Origin of the sequence: Mesorhizobium sp. B2-4-13 (assembly GCF_006658535.1) — a bacterium.
GTDB lineage: Bacteria > Pseudomonadota > Alphaproteobacteria > Rhizobiales > Rhizobiaceae > Mesorhizobium > Mesorhizobium australicum.
Map to the genome: position 1 here is coordinate 223,509 of NZ_VFVB01000008.1, position 26,879 is coordinate 250,387.

Consider the following 26,879-nt stretch of genomic DNA (forward strand, 5'->3'; position numbering starts at 1 on the left):
CGCGCCACTCACAATCAGAGTCAAGTGGCTCGCTTTGCCGTTACTTGACGAAAGGACGCAGCACGTCGCGGGCGAGCAGAAAACCCCGCTTCACCTGCTCGTCGCTGCCTTCAAATCGCCTGTCCTCGTGCTCGATGATGACCGATCCGTCATAACCGGCGCGGTAGAGGCCCGAGAAGAAGCCGCTCCAGTCGACATCGCCGAGCCCCGGCATGCGCGGCACCTGCCAGCCTATGCCCGCCGATAGAATTCCGCGCTCGTACAAACCATCATGATCAATCATCAGGTCCTTGGCGTGGACATGCAGCATATAGGGGCCGAATTCCCGGATGAAGCGGGCCTGGTCGATCATCTGCCAGACCAGATGCGAGGGGTCGAAATTCATGCCGACATCGCCGCCCCAGGCTTCGAGAATGCGACGCCAGACCTGCGGCGAATAGGCGATGTTGTGCCCGCCCGGCCATTCATCATGGCTGAAGATCATTGGGCAGTTTTCGAAGGCGAGTTTTACCCCGTGGCCGCGCGCATGGGCAACGATTTCCGGCCAGACTTTCAGCGCGTCCTGCCAGTTGACGTCGACTGTCTTGGAGGCATCGCCGCCGCAGAAGGTGTTGACCAGGGGAACGCCCATGTTGGCGGCCAGGACGATGACCTTCTTCAGGTGGCCGATGACCGCCTCGCGATGGGCGGTATCCGGGTGCAGCGGGTTGGGGTAATAACCGAGACCGGAGACCGTGAGGTTCTTTTCCGCCAGCGATGCAACGATTTCTTTCGCCCGCGAGGCCGAAGTGCCATCGACATCGATATGGCTGGTGCCGGCATAGCGGCGGGTCGCGCCGGAGGTTTTCGGCCAGCAGGCGATTTCCAGTGCCTCGAAGCCGACAGAGCTTGCCCAGCCGGCGACCTCGCCAAGCAGCGTGTCCGCGAACGGTGCGGTGAGCAGTCCAAGTTTCATCATGCCTCCCCTGGCCGCGAACCCGCGATCGATTCCTATAATGCCGATTGTTTGGATCGCTTCAACCTCGCGACCTCATCTTGTTCGAGACTGTGACGGACTGCCGCCATCGGATCGCCCGAAAGCAGTTCGCCAAGCGCTGACGTGACGGCCTGCCGGAACGTCTCGTCCGCGGCAAGGCCCGGGTCGAATATCGTGTCGATGGCCAGGATGGCGGAAGCCAGCGCCCGCGCATCGTGGCCGGTTTCGTCCGCAATCGCGGCGACCTTGCCGGCATAGGGATCCGACACCGGCCAGCGCTTGCCGAAGCGCGCCGAGGCCAGGATCAGATAAGCCATCCAGCCGGCGACCGGCGCCGACAGCAGGCCGATGCTGGCCCCCAGGTTCAGGCGGTCGCGGATCGGGTTGAGCAGGCGCTGCACGATTTTTTGCGAGCCATCGGTGGCGATCTGGTGGTTGCGATGGTGGATCGCGGTGTTCTTCAACCGGCCAAGGCTCTGCTCGACATAAGCAGATGGATTCATGCCAGCCACCGGCATCAGTGTCGGCAGGGTTTGCTCGACCAGCATGCGCCTGACGAAGACCGAAAGCAGCGGGTCGGCGATGGCATCCGACGTGTGTTCGAGGCCGGCCAGTACGCCGAGCGTGGCGAGTGTCGTCTGGGCGCCGTTGAGCACCCGCATCTTGAGATGCTCGAACGGGGTGACGTCGTCGACAAAGGTCGCGCCGGCCAGGTCCCAGCGCGGCATGCGGCCGGCGAACTTTTTCTCGATCACCCATTGCCGGAAGGGTTCGCCGACAGCGACGGCGGCGTCGCGATAGCCGAACCGTCGCTCGACGCCGTCGAGATCGTCCTGTGTCACCGCCGGAGCGATGCGGTCGACCATGGCCGAGGGGAAGGCGGCATTGGCCGCGATCCAGTCGGCCAGGCCATTGCCGCGCCGTTCGGCAAAGCTCCGCACGACATTTTCCAGGATGACGCCGTTGGTCGGAATGTTGTCGCAGGAGAGCAGCGTCAGCTTCCGGCCATGCGTGGCCCTGCGTTGCTCCAGCGCCCGCGTGAGGATGCCGGGCACGCTGCGGGGCGCTTCCGGGTTGGCGAGGTCGTGGACGATGTCGGGATGATCGAGGTCGAGCGCGCCAGTCGAGGGCACATGGCAATAGCCTTTTTCGGTCACCGTCATCGTCACCAGCTCGATGTCGGCGGAGACGAGCACCTCGAGCGCCGGTGCGGCGCTGTCCTGGCTGTCGACCACCTTCACGATGCTGCCGATGACGCGTGCCTCGACATCATCGTTCTCGCGGATCAGCCTTGTGTAGAGGCCGTCTTGCCGGCCAAGCGTCTCGGCCAGGGCGGGCGGGCGAATGTTGATGCCGACGATGCCCCAGCGGTCGAACCGTCGCGAAAGCAGGTCGTCGGTGTATTCGGCCTGGTGACAGCGATGGAAGGCTCCGACGCCCAGATGCGCCATGCCTGGTGAGAGCGCCGCGCGGTCGTATGACGGCTTTTGCACGGCCGCGGGGAGCCGCTCCAGCAGTCTGGGCCCGAGCCTTTCGATGGCGTTCACCGGTTCGCCCCGATCACCGACTGTTCCTGATCGATCACCGCGCCGGTCATCGGCCCGGCCGCGTCGGAAAGCAGGAACACGGCGAGATTGGCGATATCGTCCGGCTTGAGCAGCCGACCGAAGGGCTGCGCGGCATTGGCGGCGTCGAGCCATCCCGGGCCATTGCCCAGCGTCTGCGCCTGCATGATGCGTTCGGCCGGCGTGTCGGTCCAGCCGACATTGATGCCGTTGACGCGGATGCGGTCGAAGCGGTGGGCGTTGGCGGCGTTCTTGGTCAGCGTCGCCAGCGCACCCTTGGTGGCGGAATAGACGGCGAGTTCCGGCGAGCCGCAATGGGCGTTGATCGACAGGATGTTGACGATCGCGCCGCCCTGGCCACGCTTCTTCATGTCGGCGATCGCGGCCTGCATCAGGAAGAAGGGCGCACGGGCGTTGACGGCAAACAGCGCCGACCAGTCGTCCGGCGTGGCGTCGAGGAAGGAGGCACGGTCGGTCAGGCCGGCGGCGTTGACGAGGCCGTCGATGCGGCCGAAACGCCCGATGCAGGCCTGCGCCAAGAGGGCGGGAGTTTCCGGGTCTCCAAGGTCGGCGGCGACGAAGAGCGTCGGCGTACCGATGGCCGACAGTTCCGCAGCCACGGCCTCGCCGCGCTTGCTGTCGCGCCCGGTGATCAGCAGGCCGGCAGCGCCGGAGCGCGCCAGCGTCTCGGCGATGGCACGGCCGATGCCTTGCGTCGACCCGGTGACCAGCGCCACCTTGCCTTCGAGCCTGATCTCCATTCCTCCTCCCGGAACAAAGTTTCTATTTCCTGAAATATGGAATGCCAATTCCCGATAGTCAATTGTACCAGCGGCGCCTCATGTGCCGCGGCGCGCCGCGACGCCTTGGACCAGCGCCATGCCCACCGCCAGCGACGCCGCCAGCGAGCGGAAGCCGGCGAAGTCGGATTCCACCACTTCCAGCCAGCTGTCCGACAGCCGGATCAGCGGCGAGAAGGTGCTGTCGGTGATGGTGACGATGCGCGCCTTGCGCTCATGCGCGACGGCCACCAGGTCCGGCGTGATCGAATTGTAGGGGCTGAAGGACACCGCCAGCACGGCGTCGCGTGCGCCAATGCAGCCGACCTGATCGAGCGCAGTCGAGCCGACATTGTCGACCAGCACATTGCGCACGCCTTGCTGCGAAAGCGTCAGCGACAGATAGGTGGTGACGGGGAAGGCGCGCTTGGAGCCGATGACGTAGATCAGGTCCGCCTTGGCCAGCGTCGCCACCATCTTCTCGAAGCTTTCGATATCGAGGCCGCTTTCGATGCGGCCGAGCGAGGCCTGCGAGGCGCCAACCATGCCGCGCAGGAAATGCGTGGCGGCATTGGGCTCGGCCTCGGCGCGCTGCTCGCCGCGGCCTTCCGGCCACGATCCCTTGACGTGGTCCTTGAACAGGCCCTGGAAATCGGAAAAGCCGGAATAGCCGAAGATCTGGGCGAAGCGAACCAGCGTCGAGGGCTGCACGCCGGCCTGTGCCGCCACCTGGGCAATGGTGCCGAGCGCCACCTCGCTCGGGTGCTGCCACAGGAAGATCGCCACCTGGCGCAGGCGCTTGGGAAAATGCACGGTGCCGGAAGACAGCACCGCGCGCAGCTCCTCATAGGTTCGCGGCTGTATATAGCCAAGTGCCGCCAGCGAACGGCCGCGTTTGCGCGTCGCTGCCTCGTCGGCACTGGATCGTCCGGATGGTTTTCTCGCCCCGCTCATGAATTCAGGCTAGCGCGATACGATCGTTTTACAATATGGATTTTGGAAATGGTGTTCGATGAGGATAGGGCGAGGCTCGGCGATTTCGTCATCCCATGGCGAAGCAGCCGCGCAGATCCTGGGTCTACGCGCGTCGCTTCGCTCCTTGCTACGCCCTGGGATGACGACCCCGCTATTGATCAGCCCCGAGGAGAAAACATGGTCTATGCAACATCGGATGGATCGACGCGCCAGCGTCTGTGCGTCGGCATGGTCGGCGGCGGCCGCAATGCCTTCATCGGCGCCGTGCACCGGCTGGCCATGCGCCTCGACGACCAGATCGCGCTGGTTGCTGGCGCGCTGTCGTCCGACCCGGACAATGCCGCCGCCTCGGCCGCCGAGATCGGCATCGCGCCGGAGCGCAGCTATGCCGATTACCGCGCCATGGCCAAAGCGGAGGCCGCGCGGCCGGATGGCATAGAGGCGGTCGTCATCGTCACGCCCAACCATCTGCACGCGCCGATCGCCACCGCCTTCCTCGAGGCCGGCATCGACGTGATCTGCGACAAGCCGCTGTCGACGACGCTGGCCGACGCCGAGGCACTGGTTGCACTCGCGAGGGCGAAAAACCGCCGCTTCGTCGTCACGCTCAACAACACCGGCTACGCGATGGTGCGCCAGGCGCGCGAGATGGTGATGGCGGGCGAGCTTGGCCGGATCGTGTCGGTGCATGGCGCCTACATCCAGGACTGGCTGACCAGGCCGATCGACGCCGACGGCCAGAAGCAGGCGGAATGGCGCACCGATCCGGCGAGGGCGGGGCAGTCGGCGGTGCTGGCCGATATCGGCGTGCATGCCTTCAACCTGGCAGGCTTCATTTCGGGCCGCGAGGCCGAGACGGTGTCGGCCGACCTCTTCACCGCGGTGCCCGGACGCCGGCTCGACGACAATGCCCATGTGCTGGTGCGCTGGACCGATGGGGCACGCGGCACGATCCTGGCCAGCCAGACATCGCCCGGCCACTACAACGACCTCTCCGTGCGCATCTATGGCGACAGGGCCGGGCTCGAATGGTCGGGCGGCCGGCCGGAGGAACTGCGCTTTTCCAGATATGGCGAGGAAACCCGCACGCTGGTGCGCGGCGGCCATGGCTCGACGGAGGAATCCCGCCGCGTGTCGCGCATGCCGGCGGCGCATCCGGAGGGCTATATCGAGGCCTTCGCCAATTTCTACCGCGACGCCGCCGACATCATCCGCGCCCACCGCTCGGGCGGCGCGGTGGATCCGGCCCGCGCGGCGCAAGTGCCCGACGTGATCGACGGGGCGCGCGGCGTGAAGTTCGTCGCCGCCGCGGTGGAGTCGAATGCTGCAGGCGGGGCTTGGACCGCGGCCAGGTTTGCGGGATGAACAGCCGACCTCCGAGGGGGAGATCGGCAGCTTTTGCCGTCGGCAATTATTCGATACCCAACTGTTCTGCCAAATCCGACAGCATCGGGCGCTGACCCTGCAGAATCTTCACCCCGGCTTCGGCCGAGGTGAACCAGCCGGCCCTGTCGACCTCCGGGAATTCCTTCATCGATCCCGACCGCGGCGGCCATTCCATGGTGAAGGTGTTGCTCTTGATGGCGGCCACATCGATGTCGGTCTCGACGGACCAGGCCATGACGATCTTGCCGCCCGGCTGCCTGTAGTCGCCGAGGCGCGCGAAAGGGCCGCCGACCTTGATGCCGAGCTCTTCCTCGGTCTCGCGTCGTGCCGCCGTCAATTCGTCCTCACCCCCGTCGACGAGGCCCTTCGGGATCGACCAGGCGCCATCGTCCTTCTTTGCCCAGAACGGGCCGCCGGGATGAACCAGAAGCACCTCGATACCGTCATCGCTCCGGCGATAGATCAGCAGACCCGCGCTGCGTTTTGCCATGTTTGCATGTCCGTTTGCGGCACCGGTGCGAAGCCGGCCGATTCTGAGCGATCATGGCTGCCGATCTTGCACCTGAAAATTGCGACGCTATGTCAGATGCATCCGCATTGCACCTCATACGCGAGTCCGGCAAACTGATAGCATCGTTTCTGGGGCGGCGTCGAAAATCAGGTGAGGCGTCCGAATGCAGCTGGGTCTGATCGGCTACTACAGCGACTTCGTGGTCTATCCCCTAGTGATCGCCATATTGGGGGTGGCCGGACTGATCGAGGCCGGAGAAGAAAGCGCGCCGGACTGGGTCGGCACGATGCTGATCTGCCTTGGCCTGTGGACGCTGATCGAATATGTGCTGCACCGCTTCGTGCTGCACCACGTCCCGTGGATCCGGGACCTGCACGACCGTCACCATGTCGAGGAGCGCAGTCCGGTGGGCACGCCCACCTGGCTCAGCCTGGGCGTGCACGCGCTGGTGGCGTTCCTGCCCGTCTGGATGGTCTCCGACTTCGCGACCGCCAGCGCCGTGAGTTGCGGGTTGATGCTGGGCTATCTCTGGTACATCAGCGTCCACCACATGATCCATCACTGGCATCCGGCCCATCCGAGCTATCTCTACACGCTCAAGCGCCGCCACGCGGTGCACCACCATATCGACGACAACGCCAATTTCGGCGTGACGTCGATATTCTGGGACCGGATTTTCGGCACCGCTAGGCTTTGACGTGGGGAACCTTTCGACCAGGCGACCAACTTCATTCGTGGTCTGCCGGGCGACGGGAAACGCCCAGCCTGAAATCCATATCAGGCCGAGCGATCTGGCCAGAATAACCAGATGAGCGCGGCGGCCATCAGAACCCAAATTCCGACGATGAATGCGAGGCCGCCGCGGCTGGTCGGCCTCGATCGGCGAATGGCCTCCGCGCGAAACTCCGCCATCAGATCGGCGGGGATCAACTTCACCGCGAGCAGGATGCCAAGCGGTACGATGATCAGATCGTCTAAATATCCGAGTACGGGAATGAAATCGGGTATCAGATCGATAGGACTGAGCGCGTAGGCGGCGACCATGCCGGCGGCAAGTTTGGCGTACCAGGGAACGCGAGGATCGCGGGCGGCCAGCCATAGGGCCGTCACATCGCGCTTGATGGCTCTCGCCCATTGCTTTGCCTTGTCGAGGACAGTCACCCGGCAACTCTCTTTAGAAGGCCCCGAACATCGGCGTCTCCGCTCCTTCCCTCGATCATTGCAGCGATGTCGACGATCTGCAAACTGACCCCGCCGCGCAACGGGCGTGCCGTGAAGAAGACCCATTGAAAGCCGGCGCTGGTGACGACCACCGCGCCGCCTGGTTCGGGACATCGATCCGCAAAGCGTGAGCGACGGGGAGGGCTCCTCCGCTCACAATTCCTTCTCCGCCAGTTCCCTGAATGCGTCGGGCACCGAGCGGGCCGCTTCCAGGGCCACCGTACCGTAGCCGACCGCCTGTTTGCCGAAACGCTGGCGGATCTTGTCGATGGCGCGGTCGGCGCCAAAGCGCGCGAGGCCTTTTTGGCTGCCCGGGCGGCGCTTCTCGTCGGCGAGGCCGAGCGGCAGGTCGAGCTGCAGTTCGGTGCTCTCCTCCAGGTGCGAGACCGAGATCGCCAGCAGCGAGATCGTTTTCTCCCGGGGATGCTCGGCGAGCACGCCGCGCACCAAATCCCCTGCGATCTCGGCCAGCATGGCGGTCGCCGAGATCGGCTGTTCCAGCGTGATCGAGCGCGTGACGGCGCTGAGATCGGCAAAGCGCACGCGCACGGTTACCGTGCGGCCGGGGCGGTTCTTGGCGCGCAGCCGGCTGGCGACGCGATCGGCCAGATGCAGCAGTGTGGGCACGATCACTCGCGCCACGGCCGGCTTTTGCCCGAGAGCCGATTGCGCGCCGGCCGAGTGCGCCCGGCGCTTCGTCTCCAGCTTGCGCGGATCGCGGTTCCACGACAGCGCCGCGAGCTTTTCGCCGGCCGCGGGGCCTAGCAGCCGGGTCAGGGCGCCGCTGTGGGTCCGGGCCAGCTCGCCGATGGTCTCGACGCCGATCTCGGCCAAGCGCGCCCTGGTGGCCGGCCCGACGCCCCACATCAGCGAGACCGGCAAATCGTGCAGGAAGGCAAGCTCGGTGCCGGGCTCGACCACCACCAGCCCGTCGGGCTTGGCGACTTGCGAGGCGATCTTGGCCAGATGCTTGGTGCGCGCCACGCCGATCGAGATCGGCAGGCCGAGTTCGGCCCGCACACGGCCCCGGATCGCCGTCGCGATTTCCCGCGGGGAGCCGAACAGATGCGTGCAGCCGGCGACATCGGCGAAGGCCTCGTCGATGGAGATGCGTTCGACCACCGGCGTGAAATCGTCGAGCACCTTGATCGCCGCGTCGCCCAGCCGCTGGTAGTGGCTGAAATTGCCGCCGACGAAGATCAATTGCGGGCAAAGCTCGCGCGCCTTGCGTCCCGGCATGCCGCCGCGCACGCCAAAGGCGCGCGCTTCGTAAGAGGCGGCGAGCACCACGCCGCCGCCAACCGCGATCGGCTTGCCGCGCAGCGACGGGTCGAGCAGTTGCTCGACCGAGGCATAGAAGGCGTCGAGATCGGCATGCAGGATGGTGGCCGTCGTTTCCATCCTGTTCCGCTCATCCGCGATTGCTGATAGACAGGAACCTATAGTGAACAAACAGAGATCGTTGTCAATTGGGTCTTTGCTGCATCGGTGTCCTTTGGGCGTAACCGAGGCGCGTAAAGTGCCTCCTTTTCCACAGGGCGGAAGGAGGCAGCGCCACTTCCTAGACAACATGCTCCGCCCGCAGTGCCGCCTTCATCCGTTCCAGCGCCGGCTCGCCGCCGGCCGCCAGTTCGTCGGCGATACGGGCGAGTTTGTCGTCGGATTTGCGGTGCTTGCTGCCCCAAGCGCCGAGCGTGGCCAGCACCGGCAGGAGATCGATGCCGGCTTCGGTCAGCCGGTAGATCGCCTTCAGCCCGTGGCTAGGGTCGTCGCAGCGGGTGAGGATGCCTTCGTCCTGCAGCGTCTGCAGCCGCTCGGCCAATGTGCGCGAGGAGATGCCTTCATCGGATTGCAGGAACTCGCGAAAATGCTTTTTGCCGGCGAAGACCAGGTCGCGGATGATGAGCAGCGTCCAGCGGTCGCCGAGCAATTCCAGCGACAGGCTGATCGGGCAGCCGGATCTTTCACGCGTCGACATCTCTACGGTTCCATTTTTAAATCACTTTACTATTGACATCGTTCTTTCCATCAGTCAAATGCTTCCAAAAGTAAATCGTTGGGCCGCAACTTGGCCAGCAGGAGGACGTCATGAGTCAGGCCGTCGGGAAAATCAGCTCACCAAGAACCGTCGTGGTCATCGGGGCCACCAACGAGGTTGGCAAGGCGGTCGCCCAGGTCCTGACCAGGCAGGGGCATATTGTGCGCGGCGTGGCGCGCAGCCTGGGTGTCGCGCTTGACGATAGCGACGCGCTCGCCTCCGCCTTTTCCGGTGCCAACAGCGCCTATGTAATGATTCCGTTCGACGTCACGGCGCCAGATCTTCATGGCTTCGAGGATGAAGTCGGCGCGCGGCTGGCGGCGGCGATCGCGAAGTCAGGCGTGCGCCGCGTCGTGCTGCTCAGCGGCCTCAACGCCCATCTCAGGATGGGAACTTCGCTCGGCGCCGCCTTGATGGAGGACCGGCTGGCGGCGCTCGGCCTCGACGAACTGGTGTTTTTGCGCGCCTCATTCTTCATGGAGAACTTCGCCAAGGGCATGGGCTTTGTCCAGCAGGCCGCTTCCGGCATCTTCATGACGCCGTTCCGTGGCGATCTGCCGATGCCTTTGATTGCCGCCAGCGATGTCGGCCAGCGCGCCGCCGCGCTGCTGGACGCCACGCGCTTTCCAAGCGAGCGGATTATCGAATTGCATGGCGGCGGCTATTATACCTTCGAGCAGGCCACCGCGATCCTGGGCAGCGCGATGGGGAGGCAGGTCACTTACAAGGCGGCTCCATTCACTGAGGCGCGCGCCGGGATGATCGCCAACGGCCTGTCACCGAGCTTTGCCGATGCGCTCGGCGAAACGGCGGCGAGTTTCAACAAGGGTGAACGCTGGGCACTTGAGACACCGTCAATCCGCAACGCCACGCCGACCACTTTCGAGAGCTGGGCACAAGCCTTTGCCCGTGCGCAAAGCGCGGCGTGATCCTTCCTGCCTGGAATCCGGAAACGAGGAGAACCCCATGAAAAAGCTGATCCTTCAGATGCAGATGTCGGTCGACGGCTTTGTCGGTGCCAATGAGAACCACCCCTGGCAACTTTGGGGATGGGGCGACGACATCGGCTGGGACGAGGAACTGAAGCGTGATTTCAACGCGGTGTTTGCCGGCATCGACACCATCCTGCTCAGCCGCAAGATGGCTGAGGAAGGTTACCTCACCCATTGGGGCAACGCGGCGCGGAAATATCCGGCCGATCCGTTCTATGCCTTCGCCCAGCGTATCGTCGAAGCGCGCAAGGTGGTGCCGAGCGACAGGCTCGAGACCTCGCGATGGGAGCGCACGACGGTGGTAAGCGGCGACCTGCCGCGCGAGGTCAACGCATTGAAGGCGGGTGAGGGCGGCGACATGGCCGTCTTCGGCGGGGCGGGCTTTGCGTCGGCGCTGATCGCGGCCGGGGTGGTCGACGAGTTCCAGCTGTTCGTCAATCCGGCCGTGCTGGGCGCCGGCCGCCGCATCTTCGACCAAGGCGGGTTCCGAAACCTGCTTCTGCTCGGCTCGAAGTCTTATGCCTGCGGCATGGTGGTCAGCCGCTACGCGCCAGCGGGCTGATTACCGGCGTGCAGGCCGCACGCCGGTAAAAAGACGTTTGGCCGGAATCCTTTGCCCGCTTCTCTTCGTCTTCAAAGTGGGTCGCCGGAAGGGCGGCTGCATCAATGCTGAATGGAGAGACAGATGATCCTGGTGACAGGCGCCACCGGCCTGAACGGCAAGGCAATCGTGCGCGAGTTCGCGCGGCAGAAGCATCAAGTGAGGGCGCTGGTTCGCGATCTCAACCGGGCATCCGGGGCAGGGCTCGGCGGACTTGCCGGCGTCGAGCTGGTCGACGGCGACATGCGCCGGGCGGAGACGCTCGGCGCGGCCCTCGATGGTGTCGATCGCGTGCTGATGATTTCGACCGCCGCGCAAGACATGGTAGAGACGCAGTGCCGTTTTATCGATGCCTGCAGGCAGGCCGGCGTCGCGCATGTGGTGAAGTTTTCCGGTGCCGAATCCAACATCGGCTATGACGCGATGAAGTTCCGCTTCACGCGCATGCATGAGCAGGTCGAGCGCTATCTCGAAGGAGCCGGCATGGCGTGGACGCATCTGCGCCCCAGCCAGTTCATGCAGGCCTATCTGCGCGACGCGCCGACCATCGCCGCCGAGGGCGCCTTCTATCTGGCGCTTGGCGGCACGGAACTGTCGCCGGTCGATGTCGAGGACATCGCCAAGGTCGCCGTCCGGCTGCTGCGCGATGGCGGCCATGAAGGCGAGAGCCTCGACATGACCGGACCCGAGGCGCTGACGATGAGCGACATCGCGGCGCGGATTTCGCAGGCGATCGGCAAGCCGGTCCGCTACGTCGACATCAGCCCGCAGGACCGCCGGCGCAACCTGCTGGCCGCCGGCGTCCCCGCCGACTTCGCCGATGCGCTGGACGAGCAGTTGACCGAGCGCCTGCGGCGGCCGAAATCGCGGGTGCATCTGGCCACCCACGAGATGTTCGGCGTGCGCGCAACGCCGTTCGTCGAATTCGCCCAACGCCACGCGGCAATGTTGCGGGGCGGGGCGTAGGCCGCCGAAAAAACGCGGGCCGGCACGTATCCTTTTTGCCTGCCCGTCCGTCTCTTACCTGAAGGTCGCGCCGGACCGCGATCGGCCACCACGGAGAAACGGTCATGGCGAGCATGCAAAGTCAGGCAAACAGGAACCACTACGCCGCGCTCGCGGCCAATGCGGGCAAGTTGACCAGCCCTCAGGCGGTCATCGACTACAACGACGTCAATTGGACGGCGCTGACCGGCGAACCGGGCGGCGTCGATTATATCGAGGTCGATGCCGGCGGCGTGCCGGCGATGTGGATCGTGCCGAAGGGCGCCGACGAGCAGCGGGTGCTGTTTTACGCGCATGGCGGCGGCTTCATCGGCGGCTCGATCTACACGCACCGCAAGCTGGTCGGTCATCTCGCCAAGGCCATCGGCTGCCGGGCGCTGCTCTACGACTATCCGCTGGCGCACCAAGCGAAGCATCCGGCCCAGATCGAGGCCGCGACATCGGGCTGGGACTGGCTCGTCGACCAAGGCTTCGACCCCAAGCGGATCGTGATCGCCGGCGACTCCTGCGGCGCGGTGCCGACCTATGGCGTCCTGCAGCGGCTGCGCGCGCAAAGGCGGCCACTGCCGGTCGCCACGCTGATCATCTCCGGCTGGTTCGACATGGCATTGACCGGCGCCAGCTACGAGACCAACCGCGACAAGGACCCGGCCTTCGCCAGGGAAGCCGTCGACTGGCTGGCGGCCAATTTCATCGGCGATGCCGATCGGCGCGATCCCGAAGTCAGCCCGCTCTACGCCGACCTCTCCGGCTTTCCACCCGTCTTCCTGCAGGCCGGCGCCGACGAGACGCTGGTCGACGAAAGCCGCATGTTCGCCGAGCGGGCGAGGCAGGCGGGGGTCGAGACGCGGCTCGACGTCTTTGACGGCATGCTCCACTCCTTCCAGATGATGGCAGGGCGGGCGCCGGAGGCCGATGACGCCATTGCCCGCTTCGCCGCCTGGGTGCGGCCGAGACTGGGGCTGCCGGCTCCCGGTGAGAAGACCAGCGAAAAGGCGGCGTGAGCATGCGGCGGCTGATCGTGTCGAGTTTCGTCTCGCTGGATGGCGTCATCGAGGCGCCGATGACGTGGGCGTCGCCATTTTTCGTCGGAGAGAATGTGGACCATGCCTTGCGGGCGATTTCGAACGTCGAGTTCTTCCTGCTTGGCCGCGCCACCTACGAGATGTTCTTCGCGCGCTGGCTCGGGACCAAGGGTCCGTACATGGACCGCATCAACGGCCTGAAGAAGCTGGTCGCCTCGACGACGCTGAAGACGGTGTCGTGGAATGCCGCGCTGATCGAGGGCGACGTCGCCGAGGCGCTCGCGGCGCTGAAACGCCAGCCGGGGGGCGACATCCTGAAATATGGCGTGTCGCAGCTCGACCGCACCTTGCTTTCCACTGGGCTGGTGGACGAGTATCATCTGTCGATCGTGCCGACATGGGTCGGGCAGGGCAAGCGCGCCTTCGACGACGTCGGGCCGATCGATCTCGAACTGGTCGACATCAACCGTTTTGCCAATGGCGTGGTGACCCTGACCTATGTGCCGCGATGAACCAGCAGATCCGCAAATCCCCCGACACGGCACGAGGCATGCGGGCCTGGCCTGAGCCCGACCGCGTGTTCGACCTGCGCTATGCCGCGTTCCTGGAGACGGTTTCGCATCTGCGCGCCAGGCTGCATCGCTATTGCGCCCGCATGACCGGCTCGGCGCTGGATGGCGAGGACATCATGCAGGAGGCGCTGTTCGAGGCCTATCGCAAGATCGAGCTGCTCGACGATGCGCAGGCGCTGCGGCCGTGGCTTTTCCGCATCGCGCATAACAGGTGCATCGATTTCATCCGCAATCGCCGCACGCGGCACGCGGCAGAGGCCTTCTATGCCGACGACGACGTGGTGCAGCCGGTCGAGCCGGCCGGTCCGGGCGCCGGCCGCGCCATCGAGCGGTTGGTGGTGCATCTGCCACCGAAGGAGCGCGCCTGCGTGCTGCTCAAGGATGTCTTCGACCATTCGCTGGAGGAGATCGCCGAGCTGGTCGGCTCGACACCGGGCGGCGTCAAATCGGCGCTCAATCGCGGCCGCGCCAAGCTCGCCGCTCTACCCGCGCAACCGGCCGCGGCGCCGCCACACGATCCCGAACTGAAGCGGCTGCTTGATCGCTATGTCGCGCTCTTCAACGCCAGGGACTGGGACGGCGTGCGGGCACTGACCAGCGCCGATGCACGCCTCCAGGTGTCGGACTGCTACAGCGGCTTGCTGTCGGGTTCGCCCTACTTCGTCGAATATGAGCGCAGCGAACTGCCCTGGCGCGTGCGGCCAGGCGCGTTCGAAGGGGAGATGGTGCTGGTCGTCGACAGGCAATATGGCGAGGTCTGGCGGCAGGCATATCTGGTCCGGATCGGCGCCACGGGCGGGGTGATCGACAGCATCAGCGACTATTATGCCTGCCCGTGGATCCTGGAGATGGCAAACGTGGAGGGGATCTATCCTGGCCTCCTCGCCGGTATCGTTTCCCTGCCTACTTCACCGAGTCCACCGCCGCCAGGATAACATCGGCGACTTCGCGGGGCTTGGCGAGCATGGCGACGTGGCTGGTCGGCAACTCGGTGACCTTGGCGCCGATCGCCTTCGCCATCGCGGCCTCGGCCGCCGGCGGGATCATTCCGTCGTGCCTGGCGACGATGTACCAGCTCGGCTTTGTCTCATACGCGGCCGCGGTGAGCTTTTCGTCGAAGATACCGGAGAAGGCTGGTCCCTGGGTGGCGGCGATCACCCCGATTTCCGCCGGCGGCAGGTCTTGCGCGAAATATTTGGCGACACCCTCGGCGCTCAACCTGAGATAGCCGCCGCTGTCGGGTTGCAGCGCGCTTGCCCAGGGCGGCGGCGGCTGACCCTTGCCAAGCTCGTTGATCGACACGCCCTTTGGCGGCGCGAATGCGGCGACGTAGACCAGCGCCTTGACCTTGTCGTTCACGCCGGCCTGGCTGATGACGACGCCGGCCCAGGAGTGACCGACGAGAATGACCGGACCCGGCTGGGCATCAATGACGCGCATGGTTGCGTCGACATCGGCGGCAAGCGAGCTCAAAGGATTTTGCACGGCCACCACATTGAGCCCCTTGGCCTGCAGCAAGGGAATGACCTTGCTCCAGCTCGATCCGTCGGCGAACGCGCCGTGCACCAGGACGACCGTTTTCTTCGGGACATCGGCGGCTGACGCCGGTGCTGTCGCCGTCAGGAGAACGGCGGTTCCCAGAGTCAGGAAATGCGTTAACGGCATAGAATGTCTCCCATTGTCGCGACGGGCCGCACCATTGCTGGGCGCGATCCCGTTCGGCTTCATCGTTACAAAGGTCGGCCCTGGCAGAGCCCGCGGTGGTCGCTGAAGCCGTGCTGTTACTTGGCGAGGAAATCTGTAATCAGCGTGACGGTGGCGTCCGGGTTTTCCTCCATGATCCAATGGCCCGATGCAGGCACGATGGCTCCGGTCACGTCACTGGCGACCAACCGCAAGATGTCGGCCTGCGTCGTGCCGGCCGATTTTTCCGCACCCGCCGCGAGCACTGGCATGGTCAGCTTGCCGCCCGTGGTGAGCATCGCCTGATTGTCGATCGCATCCTGGTCGAATGCCTTGAACTGCTCGAAGGCGTCGTGCATGGCATGTGGCCGGGCGTAAAGCTTGGCGTAGTGGACGCGCGTCGCCTCGTCGATCTTCTTGGGGTCGGCCGACAGTTCGTTGTAGAAGCGATCGAGGTAGATGCGCTCGCGGCCCGCCACCAGCCGTTCCATGTCGGGGCCGCGGAAGTTGAAATGCCATAGCAGCGGGCTCTGCTTGATCTTGTCCCAGTCGCCTATGCCCGGCAGCGGCGCGTCGATGACAACCCATTTGGTGATGCGCTTCGGATACTGCGCGGCCAGCGCATAGCCGACCATGTTGCCGATGTCATGGGTGACCAGGTCGGCCTTGTCGATCTTCAGCGCGTCCATCACGCCGGCGATGTCGACGGCTTGGTTCTTCTTCGTGTAGCCGCCGTCGGGATGCGCCGAAAGGCCCATGCCGCGCAGGTCCGGCACGATCACGGTGTGGTCCATCATCAACGCTATCGCAGCCGGCGCCCACATGTCGCCGGTGTCGGCGAAACCATGCAGCAGCACGACCGCCGGCCCTTGCCCGCCGACACGGACGTTCAGGCTGGTGCCGTTGGTCTCGATCGTCTGCGTCTTGAAGCCGGCCGGAAACGCGACAACGCGCGCAGAGGCCGGAACACTCATGGCCAGCAGACCAAGGACGACAACCAACGGACGAAACATGCTGCACTCTCCGAGCTTTTGTTCTGTGATCGCGGTATCGCGACCTGCACAATTATGGCACCATGTCCTTGATTTCGTTAGGTGGCTGTCGCCTGACGGTGAATTCGGGAAAGCCGAACAATGCTGAAGCTCGAATCGGCCGCCGCGTTTGTCGCCGTAGCGGAATCCGGTTCGATCAGCGAAGCGGCCAGGCGCATGAGCCTGTCGAAATCCGTCATCAGCGAGCGACTGTCGGAACTGGAGCGCGGCCTCGGCACAAAGCTGCTGGACCGCACTACCCGCAAACTCTCCATCACCGAGGCGGGACGAGGTTTTTACGAGCGCGCCAAGCGCATCATGCAGGAGGTGGCCGATGCCCGCGCCGAAATCGCCGAGCGCCGCGGCGAACTCGCCGGGCCGCTCAGGATATCGGCGCCGACCAGTTTCGGCATCCTCCATCTCGGCCCGGCGCTATATGGCTTCCTGGCCAAGCACCCTGGAATCGAACTGACGCTCGATCTCGAGGATCGTTTCGTCAGCATGGTGGCCGATGGCTACGATGCCGTTGTGCGTCATGGGCCGGTCGTCGAAGATGGACCTGTCATCGTCAAGAAGCTGGCTTCCAGCCGTCGCTTCCTGGTGGCCTCGCCGGATTATACCGAGCAATTCGGGTTGCCCGTGACCACCGATGACTTGAAGCGCCACAAGGGCATCATCTATTCCATCCGAGGTGCCGCCGACTGGCGGTTCAAGATTTCGCGGCGGCTGGTGACGATCCGCCCGGAAACCGCGCTGCGCGTCAACAATGGGATTTTGATGCGCGACGCCGCGCTTGCCGGCTTGGGGCTGGCGTTGCTCCCCGCCTACTTCATCCGCACCGAGATCGCCGACAAGCGATTGACGGTCGTCGACGTGGGTGCTGAGCCTGAAGGAGCCACCATCTATATCGCCTGTCCCGAGGATCGGCGCGGATCCGCCAAACTGCGCGCGCTTACCGCATGGCTGCGCAACGCTTTCGGCGATCCGCCCTATTGGGAGCATGAGCCGGCGCTCACCTCGCATCGTGAAAAATGATGCCGACCGTGTGGCGCATGCCGGAGCGCAGGCGGCTGACGCCGTGGCGCAGGTTGACGCGGTAATTGCCCTTCGTGCCCTGCACCGGCCGGTTGTGGACCGCGAAAGCCACCGCATCGCCCTGGCGCAAGGGCACCACTTCGACCCGGCTCTGCATGCGCGGCCGCTGTTCGGTCAGGGCGAATTCGCCGCCGGTGAAATCTTCGCCTGGCTCGGAAAGCAGGATCGCCACCTGGAGCGGGAAGGCGAGGTCGCCATAGAGGTCCTGGTGCAGGCAGTTGAAGTCGCCGGGCACATATTGCAGCAAAAGCGGCGTCGGCCTGACCTGACCGGCGGCATGGCACTGGTCGAGAAACGCGCCATGTGTGGCGGGATAGCGCATGGCGATCCCCATGCGCTCGTTCCAGCGGTTGGCGACCGCGGCCAGCCTGGGATAGAGCGCGCCGCGCAGGCCGCCGACCAGATCAGGCAAGGGATAGCGGAAATAACGGTATTCGCCCTTGCCGAAACCGTGCCTGGCCATGTGGATGTGGCTGCGGAAATGCTGCTCCTGGGGATAGAGGCCGGCGAGTTGCCGGCACTCATCGGCTGAGAGCAGCTTCTCCATCACCGCGCAGCCGAAGCCGTCGAGCTCGGTGGCGAGCGCCGGCCAGTCATAGGCGGCGATGCGTGTCTCGGCGGCTGCGACCAGCGATGGCGCGACCCTGGCGTCGGCGTTCATATCGCGGCCTCCCTTTCCAGCAAGGCGCGCTTGCGCTCGATGCCCCAGCGGTAGCCGGACAGCGAGCCGTCGGCGCGCAACACCCGGTGGCAAGGAATGCCTAGCGCGACGGCGTTGGCGGCACAGGCCGTCGCCACGGCGCGGGCGCCATCCGGCATGCCGAGGCGCCGGGCAAGGGCGGTGTAAGTGACGGTGGCACCGCATGGGATGGCGCGCAGCGCCTCCCACACGCGCTGCTGGAAGGGCGTGCCGTGGCGCATGTCGAGCGGCAGGTCGAGACCGGCGCCGGGCGTTTCGATGAAGCGCGCTATCGCCGCGAGATCATCGCGCAGGCCGGCCGCGTCTTCGAGCAGCACCCTGCCGGGGAAGCGGTTGGCGAGGTCCTGCCGCAACGTGCCGGCGTCGGAGCCGATGAGGATGGCGCAGACGCCGATGGGGCTGCGCGCCGCCAGGATGTTTCCAAGCGCGGACTGGCCGATGGCGTAGCTGATGGTGTCAAGGACGCTGGTGGTTGTCGCCTGCATATCGGTTTGAATGTGGTTCATTGCCTTCACTCCTGTCTATGCCTTGACCCTAACGAACTGGCCGGTGCCGCTCACTCCGATGCTTGCTTTCAAATTCAATCCAGGGGGCTGAACGGCGAAAGCAAGTGCGGTTTGGACCGCCTCAAGCGACACGGGTGACGCCGACCTCGTCCAGCAAAAAAACTTCGCCTGATATCAGCCGCAGCTCGAACTCGCCGGTCGTCGTGCGGCTCCACTCGGCTTTGCCATCCTCGACAAGCGTGCCGATGACGGCCAACACCAGCGCCTTCGCGTCCTCCAGGCTGACGGCAGCGCCGTTGGCGACCTGACCGTTCGCACCGGTGGTGGAAGAACTGGCCATCGCGCGCATTGCCGTCAGGCCCGCGAGGACCGCGAGGCATTCTCCGCAGCATCGCCGGCCTCGCGGTCGAGCAGCGCGCGTTTGCGCTGGGCGCCCCAGGCATAGCCCGACAGGGCGCCATCCTTCCTGATCACACGGTGGCAAGGGATGGCGACCGCAAGGGCGTTGGCGGCACAGGCGGCGGCGACGGCGCGGGTTGCGTTCGGCGCGCCGATACGGCCGGCGATCTCGGCATAGGAAACCGTGCGGCCAGCCGGGATGTCCCGCAAGGCCTGCCAGACGCGCTGCTGGAACGCGGTGCCGCGCACGTCGAGCGGCAGGTCGAGACCGAGCGCCGGCGCCTCGACGAAGCCAACGACGCGGGCCACCAGCGCCTCGTAGTCGCTGTCGCCACCGACCAGCCGTGCCTTGGGGAAACGGTCCTGCAGGTCGCGCACCAGCGCGTCGGGGTCCTGGCCGAGCAGGATCGAGGCAACGCCTTTCCGGCTCGATGCGACCAGGATGGTGCCGAGCGAGGTTTCGCCGACGGCGAAGCGGATCTCTTCGTTGGCGCCGCCGGCGCGATAGCGCGTCGGCGTCATGCCGAGTATGCCGGTCGATTTCTCGTAGAAGCGCCCGCTCGAATTGAAGCCCGCATCGTAGATCGCCGATGTCACGCTGACGCCGTCTTCCAGGCCCTGGCGGACCCGGGCGGCACGCCGGGCCGCCGCATAATCCTTCGGCGTCAGCCCGGTCACCGCCTTGAAGACGCGGTGGAAATAGCCGGGGCTGCGGCCGGCGGCATCAGCCAGTTCGGCGAGCGACGGTTCCGCCTCGCTCGCCTCGATCCTGCGGCAGGCATCGGCGACCATCACGGCGTTGGCGGCCTCGAGCGAAGGGCCGTCCGGATTGCACCGCCGGCATGGGCGAAAGCCTGTCGCCTTCGCCGCCTGTAAAGTGTCGTGCAACTGGACATTGGCGGGGTTGGCGCGCCGCGACGGACAGGAGGGCCGGCAATAGACGCCGGTCGTCGCCACCGAATACCAGAATGCGCCGTCGGCCGACTTGTCACGCGCGACAATGCGCGCCCAGCGTGGATCGTCGGCCACCGGCAGCGGCGCGGGTTGCAGATGTTTGGCCAGGGTGATGAACATGGCCGGCATTGAAGCCGCCAAAAGCCGGCCTCGCCACCCGTTTCCTGACAACCGTCAGGAGGCGCACGCGTGATTGGAACCGGGATGTTGCATGTGAGCGCAGCCGAGAATGCCTGCACAGACAGGACCGGCTCCTACGCCGCGCGTTTGGGCTCCACCGCGAACGGGCTCAGCCCCAGCCAGGCCTGCATCTTCCTGCCGATGGCCTGGTCGCCGGTCAGGCTAACCTTCGCGCCGGCCTTCTCGACGGTGAGCACTCCCATCCAGATCGCCGTCATCGTGTGCAGGTCGGTCGAGACATAGAGGTCGACGTCGAAGCCCGGATCGTACCAGCACAGGTCGACTTCACCGTGCTTTTCGACGATCAGCCACCAGGAGCGTTTGGAGGCGGGGAGCTCCTGATACAGAAATTGTATCACCGTTCGTCCTTCCGGCAGCGGCGATGGGTTCAAATTGCGCCGCATGTCCCACATCAGCAACGACGGATCGAGGTTCTTGAGCGACAGCCGGGACTCGACCCATTTCTGGCCCCAGAAGCCCATCGCCTCGACGACCGGACGCAGATCGCGACCGGCCTCGGTCAGCCGGTAGTCGAAGATCCCTTTTTCTCCCTGGACCTCCTTGCGCTCGACGATCCCCGCCAGCTCGAGCTCCTTCAGCCGTTGCGACAGAAGGGTTGGCGACATTTTCGGCACGCCGCGGCGCAGGTCGTTGAAGCGGGTCGAACCGGCCACAAGCTCACGCATCAGCACCATCGTCCAGCGGGTGCACAGCACCTCGGCGGCCATCGATAGCGGGCAGAACTGTTTGTATCCGTGCTGGGTCATGACCGTGCCTCTCCCTAGAACCTGCGGGCAACATTAGTCCTTCGTGATTGAAGCGGCGAGTACAGAAACTGTACCGGCCCAGTACAGATCGCGGACTGGTCGGCTCGGGTCCCGCCATGCGAGCCCTCTGGACGGTTGCACGGGATATCCCTGTGCGCCGCAACCAGGAGACGACAATGACTGCTTACGTTATCGCCGACATCAAGATGAAGGACCCGAAATGGGTGCCGGCCTATGCCGCCTCGGTGCACGACCTCGTCCACAAGCATGGCGGCAAATATCTGTCGCGCAGCGGCAATGTGAAGACGCTCGAAGGCAAGCCGCTCGACACCACGCTGATCGCCCTGATGGCGTTCCCGTCGGAAGCAGCGGCGCGCGCCTTCACCACCGATCCGGCCTACGCGCCCTTCGTTTCGGCCCGCCAGGGCGGCAGCGACAGCCGTTTCCAGCTGATCGACGACACCGATCTGGCCGGAACGATCCCGTATCTGCCGAAGGGATGATCTCTCCCGGCATTCCTTGCACGGTATCCGGGATCACCAAGCAACAACAGCCACGGCGCTTGCCTGCCGGGCCTCCGTATTTTCGGCGGCCGGCCCGCTGTGCTTTTTCAAGAAGAATGGAACAAACATGATACGCGATTTTCGCAACGGGCTTTTCGTGGCAGGGGCCATTCTGGCCGCCTGCACCACCTTTGCCCAGGCGCATCAGGAGGCGGCTGAAACCACGTCCGGTGCCAATCCGCTGGCCGAAAAGGTGCGGGCCGCCAACAGCCGGTTTCTCGATGTCAACGCCGCGACGGCGGAAGGCTATGCGCCCATTCCCTGCGCCAGCGGCATCACCGGCGGCGCCATGGGCATCCACTATGTCAATGGCGGGTACCTGAAGGACGACAAGATCGACATCGCCCGTCCCGAAGCGGTGATGTACGAGCCGATGGCCGACGGCACGCTGAAGCTGGTGGCGGTCGAATACATCACCTCGAAGGGGCCGGCGTCGCTCGAGGGACAGCTGTTCAACTTCAACAGCGCGCCCAACCGCTATGGCCTGGGTGAGTTCTACGAACTGCATGTCTGGGCCTGGAAAGGCAACCCGACCGGCACGTTCGCCGACATGAACCCGAAAGTGTCGTGCGAACACGCGATGGCGCCGAGCCAGTAAGCGGCATAGCCAGGCGGCGGCAATGCCGCCTGGCCCCCACCTCGGTTCTGCGTGAGATTTCTCAGGCGGGCTTGATGAGGCCGAGCTGGGTAAGGGCGGTGACGCCGTCGTCGAGACCGATTTCCTCGACGATCCTGCCGTCGATCACCTTGAGCACCGTGGTGCCGGTGAAGCGCATCGTGCGGCCGGTGGCGGCGGGCAGCGAACCGATGAGAAAATCGCCGAAGGCCGGGCCGGTATGCGTGCCGCCGCCCTCCCATTGGCCGACGACATAGTCGCCCTCGGCGATGAGATCGGCGGTGGCCCAGAAGTTGAGATCCGGGAAGGCTGCGCGAAAATCGGTCATGAAGGCCTTGATGTCGTCGCGCCCGCGGCGCGGCTCGTGCAGCGAGTATTTGAGCAGCATATCGGGGGCCGCGACGGCGTCGACGACGGAGAGGTCGCAGGTTTCACCCCAGAAGTCGGTGAACCATCTGATGACGACGGCCTTGTTGTCTTCCTGCTTGGTCATTGGGAGGTCCTTTTCCTGTCTTGCTTCGTGATCACCGGACTGGCTGGTGAACACGCCCATTCCTATGACCAATCGAGCCGGGCCAAACTCCGGTTCTTGCCGGCCAATCGAAAGGCTGATGCCAAGACTGTCGCTGGGAGCGTGGACATCCCCCCTCCGCGGCCCGGTAACGGTTTCTTTTCTGGTTTTGCCGCAGATTGCCGCGCGGGTGGAGCGGGCAAAACGGACGAATGGCGGGTCAGGATAAGAAAAGTCGCAGCGGAGCGTTCTGGGCCAAGGCCTTGGAGCGCGCCCATCTTGGCGTCTGGGACTGGGATCTCAGCACGGGGGACTGCTTCTATTCGGCGACCTGGGCCCGGATGCTGGGTTACGAGGACGGCGAACTCGCCAATACCAGTGACCTGTGGCTGCAGCTTACCCATCCCGACGACCGGGAACGGGCGCAGGCCAGCGGCGACCGCCACATTGCCGGGCTGACCGACGCCATCGAGACCGAACTCAGGCTCAAGCACAAGCAGGGCCACTGGGTTTGGGTGCTCGACCGAGGCGGCATCGTCGAGAGCGACGCCGACGGGAAGCCGCTCAGGCTGATGGGCGTGCAGACCGACATCTCCAAGCAGAAGGCGGCCGAAGCCGCGCTCGAACAGGTCAATATCCGCTTTCGCCTGGCGCTCGCCGCCAGCGGCACCGGCATCTGGCACTACGACATCGCTACCAACAAGAGCTATTGGGATGCGCGCACAAGAGAGATATTCGGCCTCGTCGCAGTGACCGACGAGGTGACGGCCGATCTCTGGCACAGCTACCTGCATCCCGACGATAAGGACGCCGCCGAACGCGCCCACAGGGTGCCATTGGGAACCGACGGCGTCATCGCCGCGCAGTACCGCATTATCAAGCGCGACGGCCAGATCCGGCATGTCGAATCGCTGCTGCGCTTCATCGCCGCCGCCGGTGCCACCGGCCAGGTGCTGGGGACCGTGCGCGACATCACCGAGGACAAGCTGCGCGAACAGGAGCTTGCCTTCGCCGCCCGCCACGACGCGCTGACCGGCCTTTGGAACCGCGCCGCCTTCGACCGTCTGCTCGCCCACCATATCGCCACGGCCGTGCCGCTGGCGGTGTTCTATGTCGACCTCGACTACTTCAAGGCCCTCAACGATTTCGCCGGCCATGCCGCGGGCGATCTGGCGCTGAAGAGCGTCGCGGCGGGTATCGGCCGCTGCCTGCCGCCATCGGCGCATGCGGCGCGGCTCGGCGGCGACGAGTTCGCCCTGATGGTTCCCGATTGCGACGCCGTGCAAGCCGAAGGTCTGGCCGGCGCCATCCTGGCGGCCGTGCGCGACGCCGATCTCGGCCTTGCCGCGACGTCGCGCCGGCTGGCGGCCAGCATCGGCATCACCGTCGTCCGCGACCGTGCCACCACGGTTGCCGACGCGCTGGCCTGCGCCGACGATGCCTGCTACGCGGCCAAGGCCGCCGGGCGCGATCGCTTCGCGCTGTTTTCGACCGATGCCGTCTCCGGTTCGGCCGGCCTCAATGCGGCGCGGCTCGCCGCCGACACGGTCGACGCCATGGATGACGGCAGGCTGAAATTGTTCGGCCAGCAGATCCACCGGCTGGGCAGGCCCTGGGAAGAGAGCCGCCATGTCGAGGTGCTGGCGCGGCTTGCCGGACAGGGCGGCCGGCTGATCCCGCCCGGCGAGTTCATTCCGGCGGCGGAGCGCTTCGGCGTTGCCGCGCGGCTCGACCGCTGGATCATCCGCACCGCCCTGTCTCGGCACGGCGCGGCGATGAAGTCCGGCGCGATCACGCTCGGCTTCAACCTGTCGGCGCAGACGCTGAGCGACCCAGGACTATGGGACTTTGTCGACCGGGTCATCGAGGAGACCGGGGCGCCGCATTCCGGCATCGGCTTCGAGATCACCGAAACCGCCGCCGTCACCAATTTCGACGCCGCCGAGGCGTTCGTGCGCAAGGCGCGCGAGCGGCGCTGCCGGGTCAGTCTCGACGATTTCGGCGCCGGCATGAGTTCGTTCGAATATCTCAGGCGCTTTCCGGTCGATGCCATCAAGATCGACGGCTCCTTCATCGAGCACGTCACCGAAAGCCGCTTCGACCGCGAGATCGTGCTGGCCATCACCAGCATTGCCCGCAGCCTCGGCTGCGCCGTGGTGGGCGAGAAGATCGAGCGGCAGGACACGGTAGCCATGCTGGCCGATATGGGCGTCGAGTTCGGTCAGGGTTTTCTGCTGCACCGGCCCGAACCGCTGGAGCGGGTCGTGGCGCAATCGGCGCGAATGGCCGGTGCCGCGTCGAGACGCAAGGCGTCCTGAGAGATCAAATGCGTGTCGCTCCAAAAGCGGCCCGGAGCGACATGCGTGAAGACGAAGATTTGATCCGCGCGGGCTGAACAAACGCCACGCGTGCTGTTCAGCCGAGTCGGCGTGCCGACGCTCGCGGAAATTCCAGCACCCCGGGTTCCGGCTTCCTGTGTTGTGCTTCCGCTACCATCTCGATCAACAGGTCGAGGGCCTCGCATGTGGCGCGGCTCGTCTCGTCATTGCCGCGCAGATAATGGTAGGCGCGTTCGAGATGGAGACGGGCGGCTGAAAAATCGCTGGTCAATGGTTCCCTCCATGATCCCGCCCTGATGGATATTGGCCTGCCTGGCGCAAGGTGGGGTAAATATCCACAGGCGCCTTTTATTCAAATGCCGGCGAACGCCGTGCTGCTGGCGGCCGCCATCGTGTCAGGAGTGACGGCCTTGCCGGCTTTGCGCGGTTTGGCGGCTTGTCTAGACTGCGCTCTTTTGCCCGAGGTGAAATCGATGATCGTCCAAGCCTGCATCAACGGCGCGCGTTCGCGCGATTTCCATCCCAGGCTGCCGCTGACGGCACAGGCAATGGCCGGCGATGCGGCTTCCTGCGTCGCCGCGGGTGCCGCCGAACTGCATATCCATCCGCGCGGCGCCGACGGGCGCGAAAGCCTGGCGGCGGCGGATGCGACGGTCCTTGCCGTGCGCCAGGCCTGTCCGGGCACATTGATCGGCGTGTCGACCGGCGCCTGGATCGAGAACGATGTGGCGCGCACCCGCGCGGCGATCGCCGCCTGGCGGGAACTGCCCGACTATGCCTCGGTCAATCTTTCAGAAACCGACGCGCCCGCCGTGATGGAGTTGTTGCGCAAGCAGGGCATCGGCATCGAGGCGGGGCTGGCCACGACGGAAGATGCCGAGCGCTTCGTGGCGCTCGCCGATCACGGCCGCGTACTGCGCATCCTGATCGAGATCGACATACCGGACCTGCCTGCAGCCCTCGACGAGGCGCACGGCATCGCCGCCATTCTCGAACGCGCAGGCGTGCGGCGGCAGATCCTGCTGCACGGCGTCGACGGCACGGTCTGGCCGTTCGTGGACCTTGCGCGGCAAAAGCGCTGGTCGACACGGGTCGGGCTGGAGGACGGCAAGACACTCGCCGATGGAACGGTGGCGAGGGACAATGCCGAGATCGTGGCCGCGGCCGCCGCGAACTTCCGCTCCACGAGTATGAGCTGAACCTTGTCGGGCTGCGCCGTCGGCGAACTCGGCGATGCCATTCGCGCAGCAAGGCGATTGAGGAACAGCTGAAATAAGGCCACATTCGCGGGCAAGGAGAGATGTCCAACGTTTCGGAGCTCTCGCATGTCATTTTCCGGCACGACAACCCGCTATGGGCGCCTCGCCCAGGCATTTCATTGGCTGACGGCACTGCTGGTGCTCATTGCCTTCCTGGTCTCGGCGGGCGGTCCGCCGGAGCGGGTCTATTCAGCGGCCAGGGCGTCGACGCTGCTGCTGCACGAGTCGCTCGGCTTCACCGTTTTCTGCTTGCTGGTCGTTCGCCTGATCTGGCGCCGGTTCGACCGCATTCCCGATGCCCCGGCCATGCCATCCTGGATGGAGGTCGCCTCGAAGGCAACGCATTGGGCGCTTTATGCGCTGCTGTTCGCCGTTCCGGCGACAGCCATGGTCGGCGCCTTGTTCGGCGGCCACCCGGTCACTGTCTATGGGCTGGGAGCCATCGGTCCGTTTTCCGGCAGCTGGGGCGCGCCGCTGGCGGAGATTCACGGCACGCTCGGCGACGTCATGATGTGGATCGCCGGCCTGCACGCGGCCGCCGCCATCTTCCACCATTTCTTCCTTCGCGACCGGGTGCTGAGCCAGATGCTGCCGGGCCTGCCCGATCCATCGTCGCGGCAGGGCGGCTGA

The 26,879-nt window shown here is 65.4% G+C and carries 31 protein-coding genes; 14 read left to right on the top strand and 17 right to left on the bottom strand.

Going from position 1 to position 26,879, the window contains the following annotated elements; genetic code table 11:
• Positions 1-40: 40 nt before the first annotated feature.
• From FJ936_RS22185 to FJ936_RS22200, 4 genes are all read right to left on the bottom strand, one after another.
• Complete coding sequence (locus FJ936_RS22185) at positions 41-955, bottom strand: sugar phosphate isomerase/epimerase (RefSeq protein WP_140725298.1); 915 nt, start codon at positions 953-955, stop codon at positions 41-43.
• A gap of 35 nt (positions 956-990) precedes the next feature.
• Positions 991-2,523 carry a mannitol dehydrogenase family protein gene (locus FJ936_RS22190; RefSeq protein WP_140791304.1) on the bottom strand — a complete coding sequence of 511 codons (1,533 nt, stop codon included), beginning with the start codon at positions 2,521-2,523 and terminating at the stop codon, positions 991-993.
• The gene (locus tag FJ936_RS22195; protein ID WP_140791306.1) at positions 2,520-3,302 is read right to left on the bottom strand and encodes an SDR family oxidoreductase; all 783 of its coding nucleotides are present in this window, start codon (positions 3,300-3,302) and stop codon (positions 2,520-2,522) included. Before FJ936_RS22195 ends, FJ936_RS22190 begins: the two co-directional genes overlap by 4 nt.
• A gap of 78 nt (positions 3,303-3,380) precedes the next feature.
• Entirely contained in the window at positions 3,381-4,274 is an 894-nt protein-coding gene (locus FJ936_RS22200) for a MurR/RpiR family transcriptional regulator (RefSeq protein WP_140725306.1), read from the bottom strand.
• Between the two features lie 198 nt (positions 4,275-4,472).
• On the opposite strand from FJ936_RS22200, the gene FJ936_RS22205 reads away from it, so the two are divergent.
• Positions 4,473-5,660 carry a Gfo/Idh/MocA family oxidoreductase gene (locus FJ936_RS22205; RefSeq protein WP_140725309.1) on the top strand — a complete coding sequence of 396 codons (1,188 nt, stop codon included), beginning with the start codon at positions 4,473-4,475 and terminating at the stop codon, positions 5,658-5,660.
• Positions 5,661-5,706: 46 nt separating this feature from the next.
• On the opposite strand, the gene FJ936_RS22210 is transcribed toward FJ936_RS22205, so the two are convergent.
• Positions 5,707-6,171 carry an NUDIX domain-containing protein gene (locus FJ936_RS22210; protein ID WP_141906978.1) on the bottom strand — a complete coding sequence of 155 codons (465 nt, stop codon included), beginning with the start codon at positions 6,169-6,171 and terminating at the stop codon, positions 5,707-5,709.
• 184 nt (positions 6,172-6,355) lie between these two features.
• Here FJ936_RS22210 and FJ936_RS22215 point away from each other — a divergent pair, with 184 nt between their 5' ends.
• Positions 6,356-6,889: a sterol desaturase family protein gene (locus FJ936_RS22215; protein ID WP_140716295.1), complete on the top strand. Its 534-nt coding sequence runs from the start codon at positions 6,356-6,358 to the stop codon at positions 6,887-6,889.
• Positions 6,890-6,969: 80 nt separating this feature from the next.
• Here the strand turns inward: FJ936_RS22215 and FJ936_RS22220 are convergent, their stop codons facing one another.
• From FJ936_RS22220 to FJ936_RS22230, 3 genes are all read right to left on the bottom strand, one after another.
• A complete protein-coding gene (locus FJ936_RS22220) occupies positions 6,970-7,353 on the bottom strand; it encodes a YkvA family protein (protein WP_140791308.1) in 384 nt (127 codons plus the stop codon).
• A gap of 213 nt (positions 7,354-7,566) precedes the next feature.
• On the bottom strand, positions 7,567-8,814 hold the full coding sequence (dinB, locus tag FJ936_RS22225; RefSeq protein ID WP_140791310.1) for a DNA polymerase IV: 1,248 nt from the start codon (positions 8,812-8,814) through the stop codon (positions 7,567-7,569).
• Between the two features lie 160 nt (positions 8,815-8,974).
• Positions 8,975-9,391, bottom strand: coding sequence for a helix-turn-helix domain-containing protein (locus tag FJ936_RS22230; protein WP_140663321.1), 417 nt, complete (start codon positions 9,389-9,391; stop codon positions 8,975-8,977).
• 110 nt (positions 9,392-9,501) lie between these two features.
• On the opposite strand from FJ936_RS22230, the gene FJ936_RS22235 reads away from it, so the two are divergent.
• The 6 genes from FJ936_RS22235 (at position 9,502) to FJ936_RS22260 (ending at position 14,581) form a co-directional block, all read left to right on the top strand.
• Positions 9,502-10,380, top strand: a complete 879-nt coding sequence (locus tag FJ936_RS22235) for an NmrA family NAD(P)-binding protein (RefSeq protein ID WP_140663319.1) — start codon at positions 9,502-9,504, stop codon at positions 10,378-10,380.
• Positions 10,381-10,417: 37 nt separating this feature from the next.
• Positions 10,418-11,005 (top strand): dihydrofolate reductase family protein, encoded by a 588-nt coding sequence (locus tag FJ936_RS22240; protein WP_140663317.1) that lies wholly within the window; start codon positions 10,418-10,420, stop codon positions 11,003-11,005.
• 123 nt (positions 11,006-11,128) lie between these two features.
• A complete protein-coding gene (locus tag FJ936_RS22245) occupies positions 11,129-12,010 on the top strand; it encodes an SDR family oxidoreductase (protein WP_140663315.1) in 882 nt (293 codons plus the stop codon).
• Positions 12,011-12,114: 104 nt separating this feature from the next.
• Positions 12,115-13,053 carry an alpha/beta hydrolase gene (locus FJ936_RS22250; protein WP_140791314.1) on the top strand — a complete coding sequence of 313 codons (939 nt, stop codon included), beginning with the start codon at positions 12,115-12,117 and terminating at the stop codon, positions 13,051-13,053.
• A 2-nt stretch (positions 13,054-13,055) separates the two neighbouring features.
• The gene (locus FJ936_RS22255) at positions 13,056-13,586 is read left to right on the top strand and encodes a dihydrofolate reductase family protein (protein WP_141906979.1); all 531 of its coding nucleotides are present in this window, start codon (positions 13,056-13,058) and stop codon (positions 13,584-13,586) included.
• Positions 13,583-14,581 (top strand): sigma-70 family RNA polymerase sigma factor, encoded by a 999-nt coding sequence (locus FJ936_RS22260; protein WP_140791316.1) that lies wholly within the window; start codon positions 13,583-13,585, stop codon positions 14,579-14,581. Before FJ936_RS22255 ends, FJ936_RS22260 begins: the two co-directional genes overlap by 4 nt.
• Here the strand turns inward: FJ936_RS22260 and FJ936_RS22265 are convergent.
• A complete protein-coding gene (locus tag FJ936_RS22265) occupies positions 14,550-15,311 on the bottom strand; it encodes an alpha/beta hydrolase (protein WP_140791318.1) in 762 nt (253 codons plus the stop codon). The genes FJ936_RS22260 and FJ936_RS22265 overlap by 32 nt on opposite strands.
• A 116-nt stretch (positions 15,312-15,427) precedes the next feature.
• Positions 15,428-16,342, bottom strand: coding sequence for an alpha/beta hydrolase (locus tag FJ936_RS22270; protein ID WP_141906980.1), 915 nt, complete (start codon positions 16,340-16,342; stop codon positions 15,428-15,430).
• A 120-nt stretch (positions 16,343-16,462) separates the two neighbouring features.
• Between FJ936_RS22270 and FJ936_RS22275 the strand changes: the two genes are divergently transcribed.
• Positions 16,463-17,395, top strand: coding sequence for a LysR family transcriptional regulator (locus tag FJ936_RS22275; protein WP_140725347.1), 933 nt, complete (start codon positions 16,463-16,465; stop codon positions 17,393-17,395).
• Here the strand turns inward: FJ936_RS22275 and FJ936_RS22280 are convergent.
• From FJ936_RS22280 to FJ936_RS22300, 5 genes are all read right to left on the bottom strand, one after another.
• On the bottom strand, positions 17,373-18,116 hold the full coding sequence (locus tag FJ936_RS22280) for a 2OG-Fe(II) oxygenase (protein WP_140791322.1): 744 nt from the start codon (positions 18,114-18,116) through the stop codon (positions 17,373-17,375). The genes FJ936_RS22275 and FJ936_RS22280 overlap by 23 nt on opposite strands.
• Positions 18,113-18,661 carry a methylated-DNA--[protein]-cysteine S-methyltransferase gene (locus FJ936_RS22285; RefSeq protein ID WP_140725349.1) on the bottom strand — a complete coding sequence of 183 codons (549 nt, stop codon included), beginning with the start codon at positions 18,659-18,661 and terminating at the stop codon, positions 18,113-18,115. The genes FJ936_RS22280 and FJ936_RS22285 overlap by 4 nt, the downstream gene beginning before the upstream one ends.
• Positions 18,662-18,782: 121 nt before the next feature.
• Positions 18,783-19,001: a hypothetical protein gene (locus tag FJ936_RS22290; RefSeq protein WP_224526894.1), complete on the bottom strand. Its 219-nt coding sequence runs from the start codon at positions 18,999-19,001 to the stop codon at positions 18,783-18,785.
• Between the two features lie 14 nt (positions 19,002-19,015).
• Positions 19,016-20,134 (bottom strand): bifunctional DNA-binding transcriptional regulator/O6-methylguanine-DNA methyltransferase Ada, encoded by a 1,119-nt coding sequence (ada, locus tag FJ936_RS22295; protein WP_140791374.1) that lies wholly within the window; start codon positions 20,132-20,134, stop codon positions 19,016-19,018.
• Positions 20,135-20,268: 134 nt separating this feature from the next.
• Positions 20,269-20,961, bottom strand: coding sequence for a helix-turn-helix domain-containing protein (locus FJ936_RS22300; protein WP_140791324.1), 693 nt, complete (start codon positions 20,959-20,961; stop codon positions 20,269-20,271).
• Between the two features lie 176 nt (positions 20,962-21,137).
• Here FJ936_RS22300 and FJ936_RS22305 point away from each other — a divergent pair, with 176 nt between their 5' ends.
• Positions 21,138-21,464: a DUF1330 domain-containing protein gene (locus tag FJ936_RS22305; protein WP_015316997.1), complete on the top strand. Its 327-nt coding sequence runs from the start codon at positions 21,138-21,140 to the stop codon at positions 21,462-21,464.
• Between the two features lie 127 nt (positions 21,465-21,591).
• A complete protein-coding gene (locus FJ936_RS22310; RefSeq protein WP_181171340.1) occupies positions 21,592-22,122 on the top strand; it encodes a hypothetical protein in 531 nt (176 codons plus the stop codon).
• A gap of 61 nt (positions 22,123-22,183) precedes the next feature.
• Here the strand turns inward: FJ936_RS22310 and FJ936_RS22315 are convergent, their stop codons facing one another.
• Positions 22,184-22,633, bottom strand: coding sequence for an ester cyclase (locus FJ936_RS22315; RefSeq protein WP_140618033.1), 450 nt, complete (start codon positions 22,631-22,633; stop codon positions 22,184-22,186).
• A 230-nt stretch (positions 22,634-22,863) separates the two neighbouring features.
• Between FJ936_RS22315 and FJ936_RS22320 the strand changes: the two genes are divergently transcribed.
• Positions 22,864-24,969 (top strand): EAL domain-containing protein, encoded by a 2,106-nt coding sequence (locus tag FJ936_RS22320; RefSeq protein ID WP_140618034.1) that lies wholly within the window; start codon positions 22,864-22,866, stop codon positions 24,967-24,969.
• 97 nt (positions 24,970-25,066) lie between these two features.
• On the opposite strand, the gene FJ936_RS22325 is transcribed toward FJ936_RS22320, so the two are convergent.
• The gene (locus FJ936_RS22325; protein ID WP_023774040.1) at positions 25,067-25,261 is read right to left on the bottom strand and encodes a hypothetical protein; all 195 of its coding nucleotides are present in this window, start codon (positions 25,259-25,261) and stop codon (positions 25,067-25,069) included.
• A gap of 202 nt (positions 25,262-25,463) precedes the next feature.
• On the opposite strand from FJ936_RS22325, the gene FJ936_RS22330 reads away from it, so the two are divergent.
• Both FJ936_RS22330 and FJ936_RS22335 read left to right on the top strand, forming a co-directional pair.
• Positions 25,464-26,189, top strand: coding sequence for a 3-keto-5-aminohexanoate cleavage protein (locus FJ936_RS22330; protein ID WP_141907006.1), 726 nt, complete (start codon positions 25,464-25,466; stop codon positions 26,187-26,189).
• Positions 26,190-26,315: 126 nt separating this feature from the next.
• Positions 26,316-26,879: a cytochrome b gene (locus tag FJ936_RS22335; RefSeq protein ID WP_141906981.1), complete on the top strand. Its 564-nt coding sequence runs from the start codon at positions 26,316-26,318 to the stop codon at positions 26,877-26,879.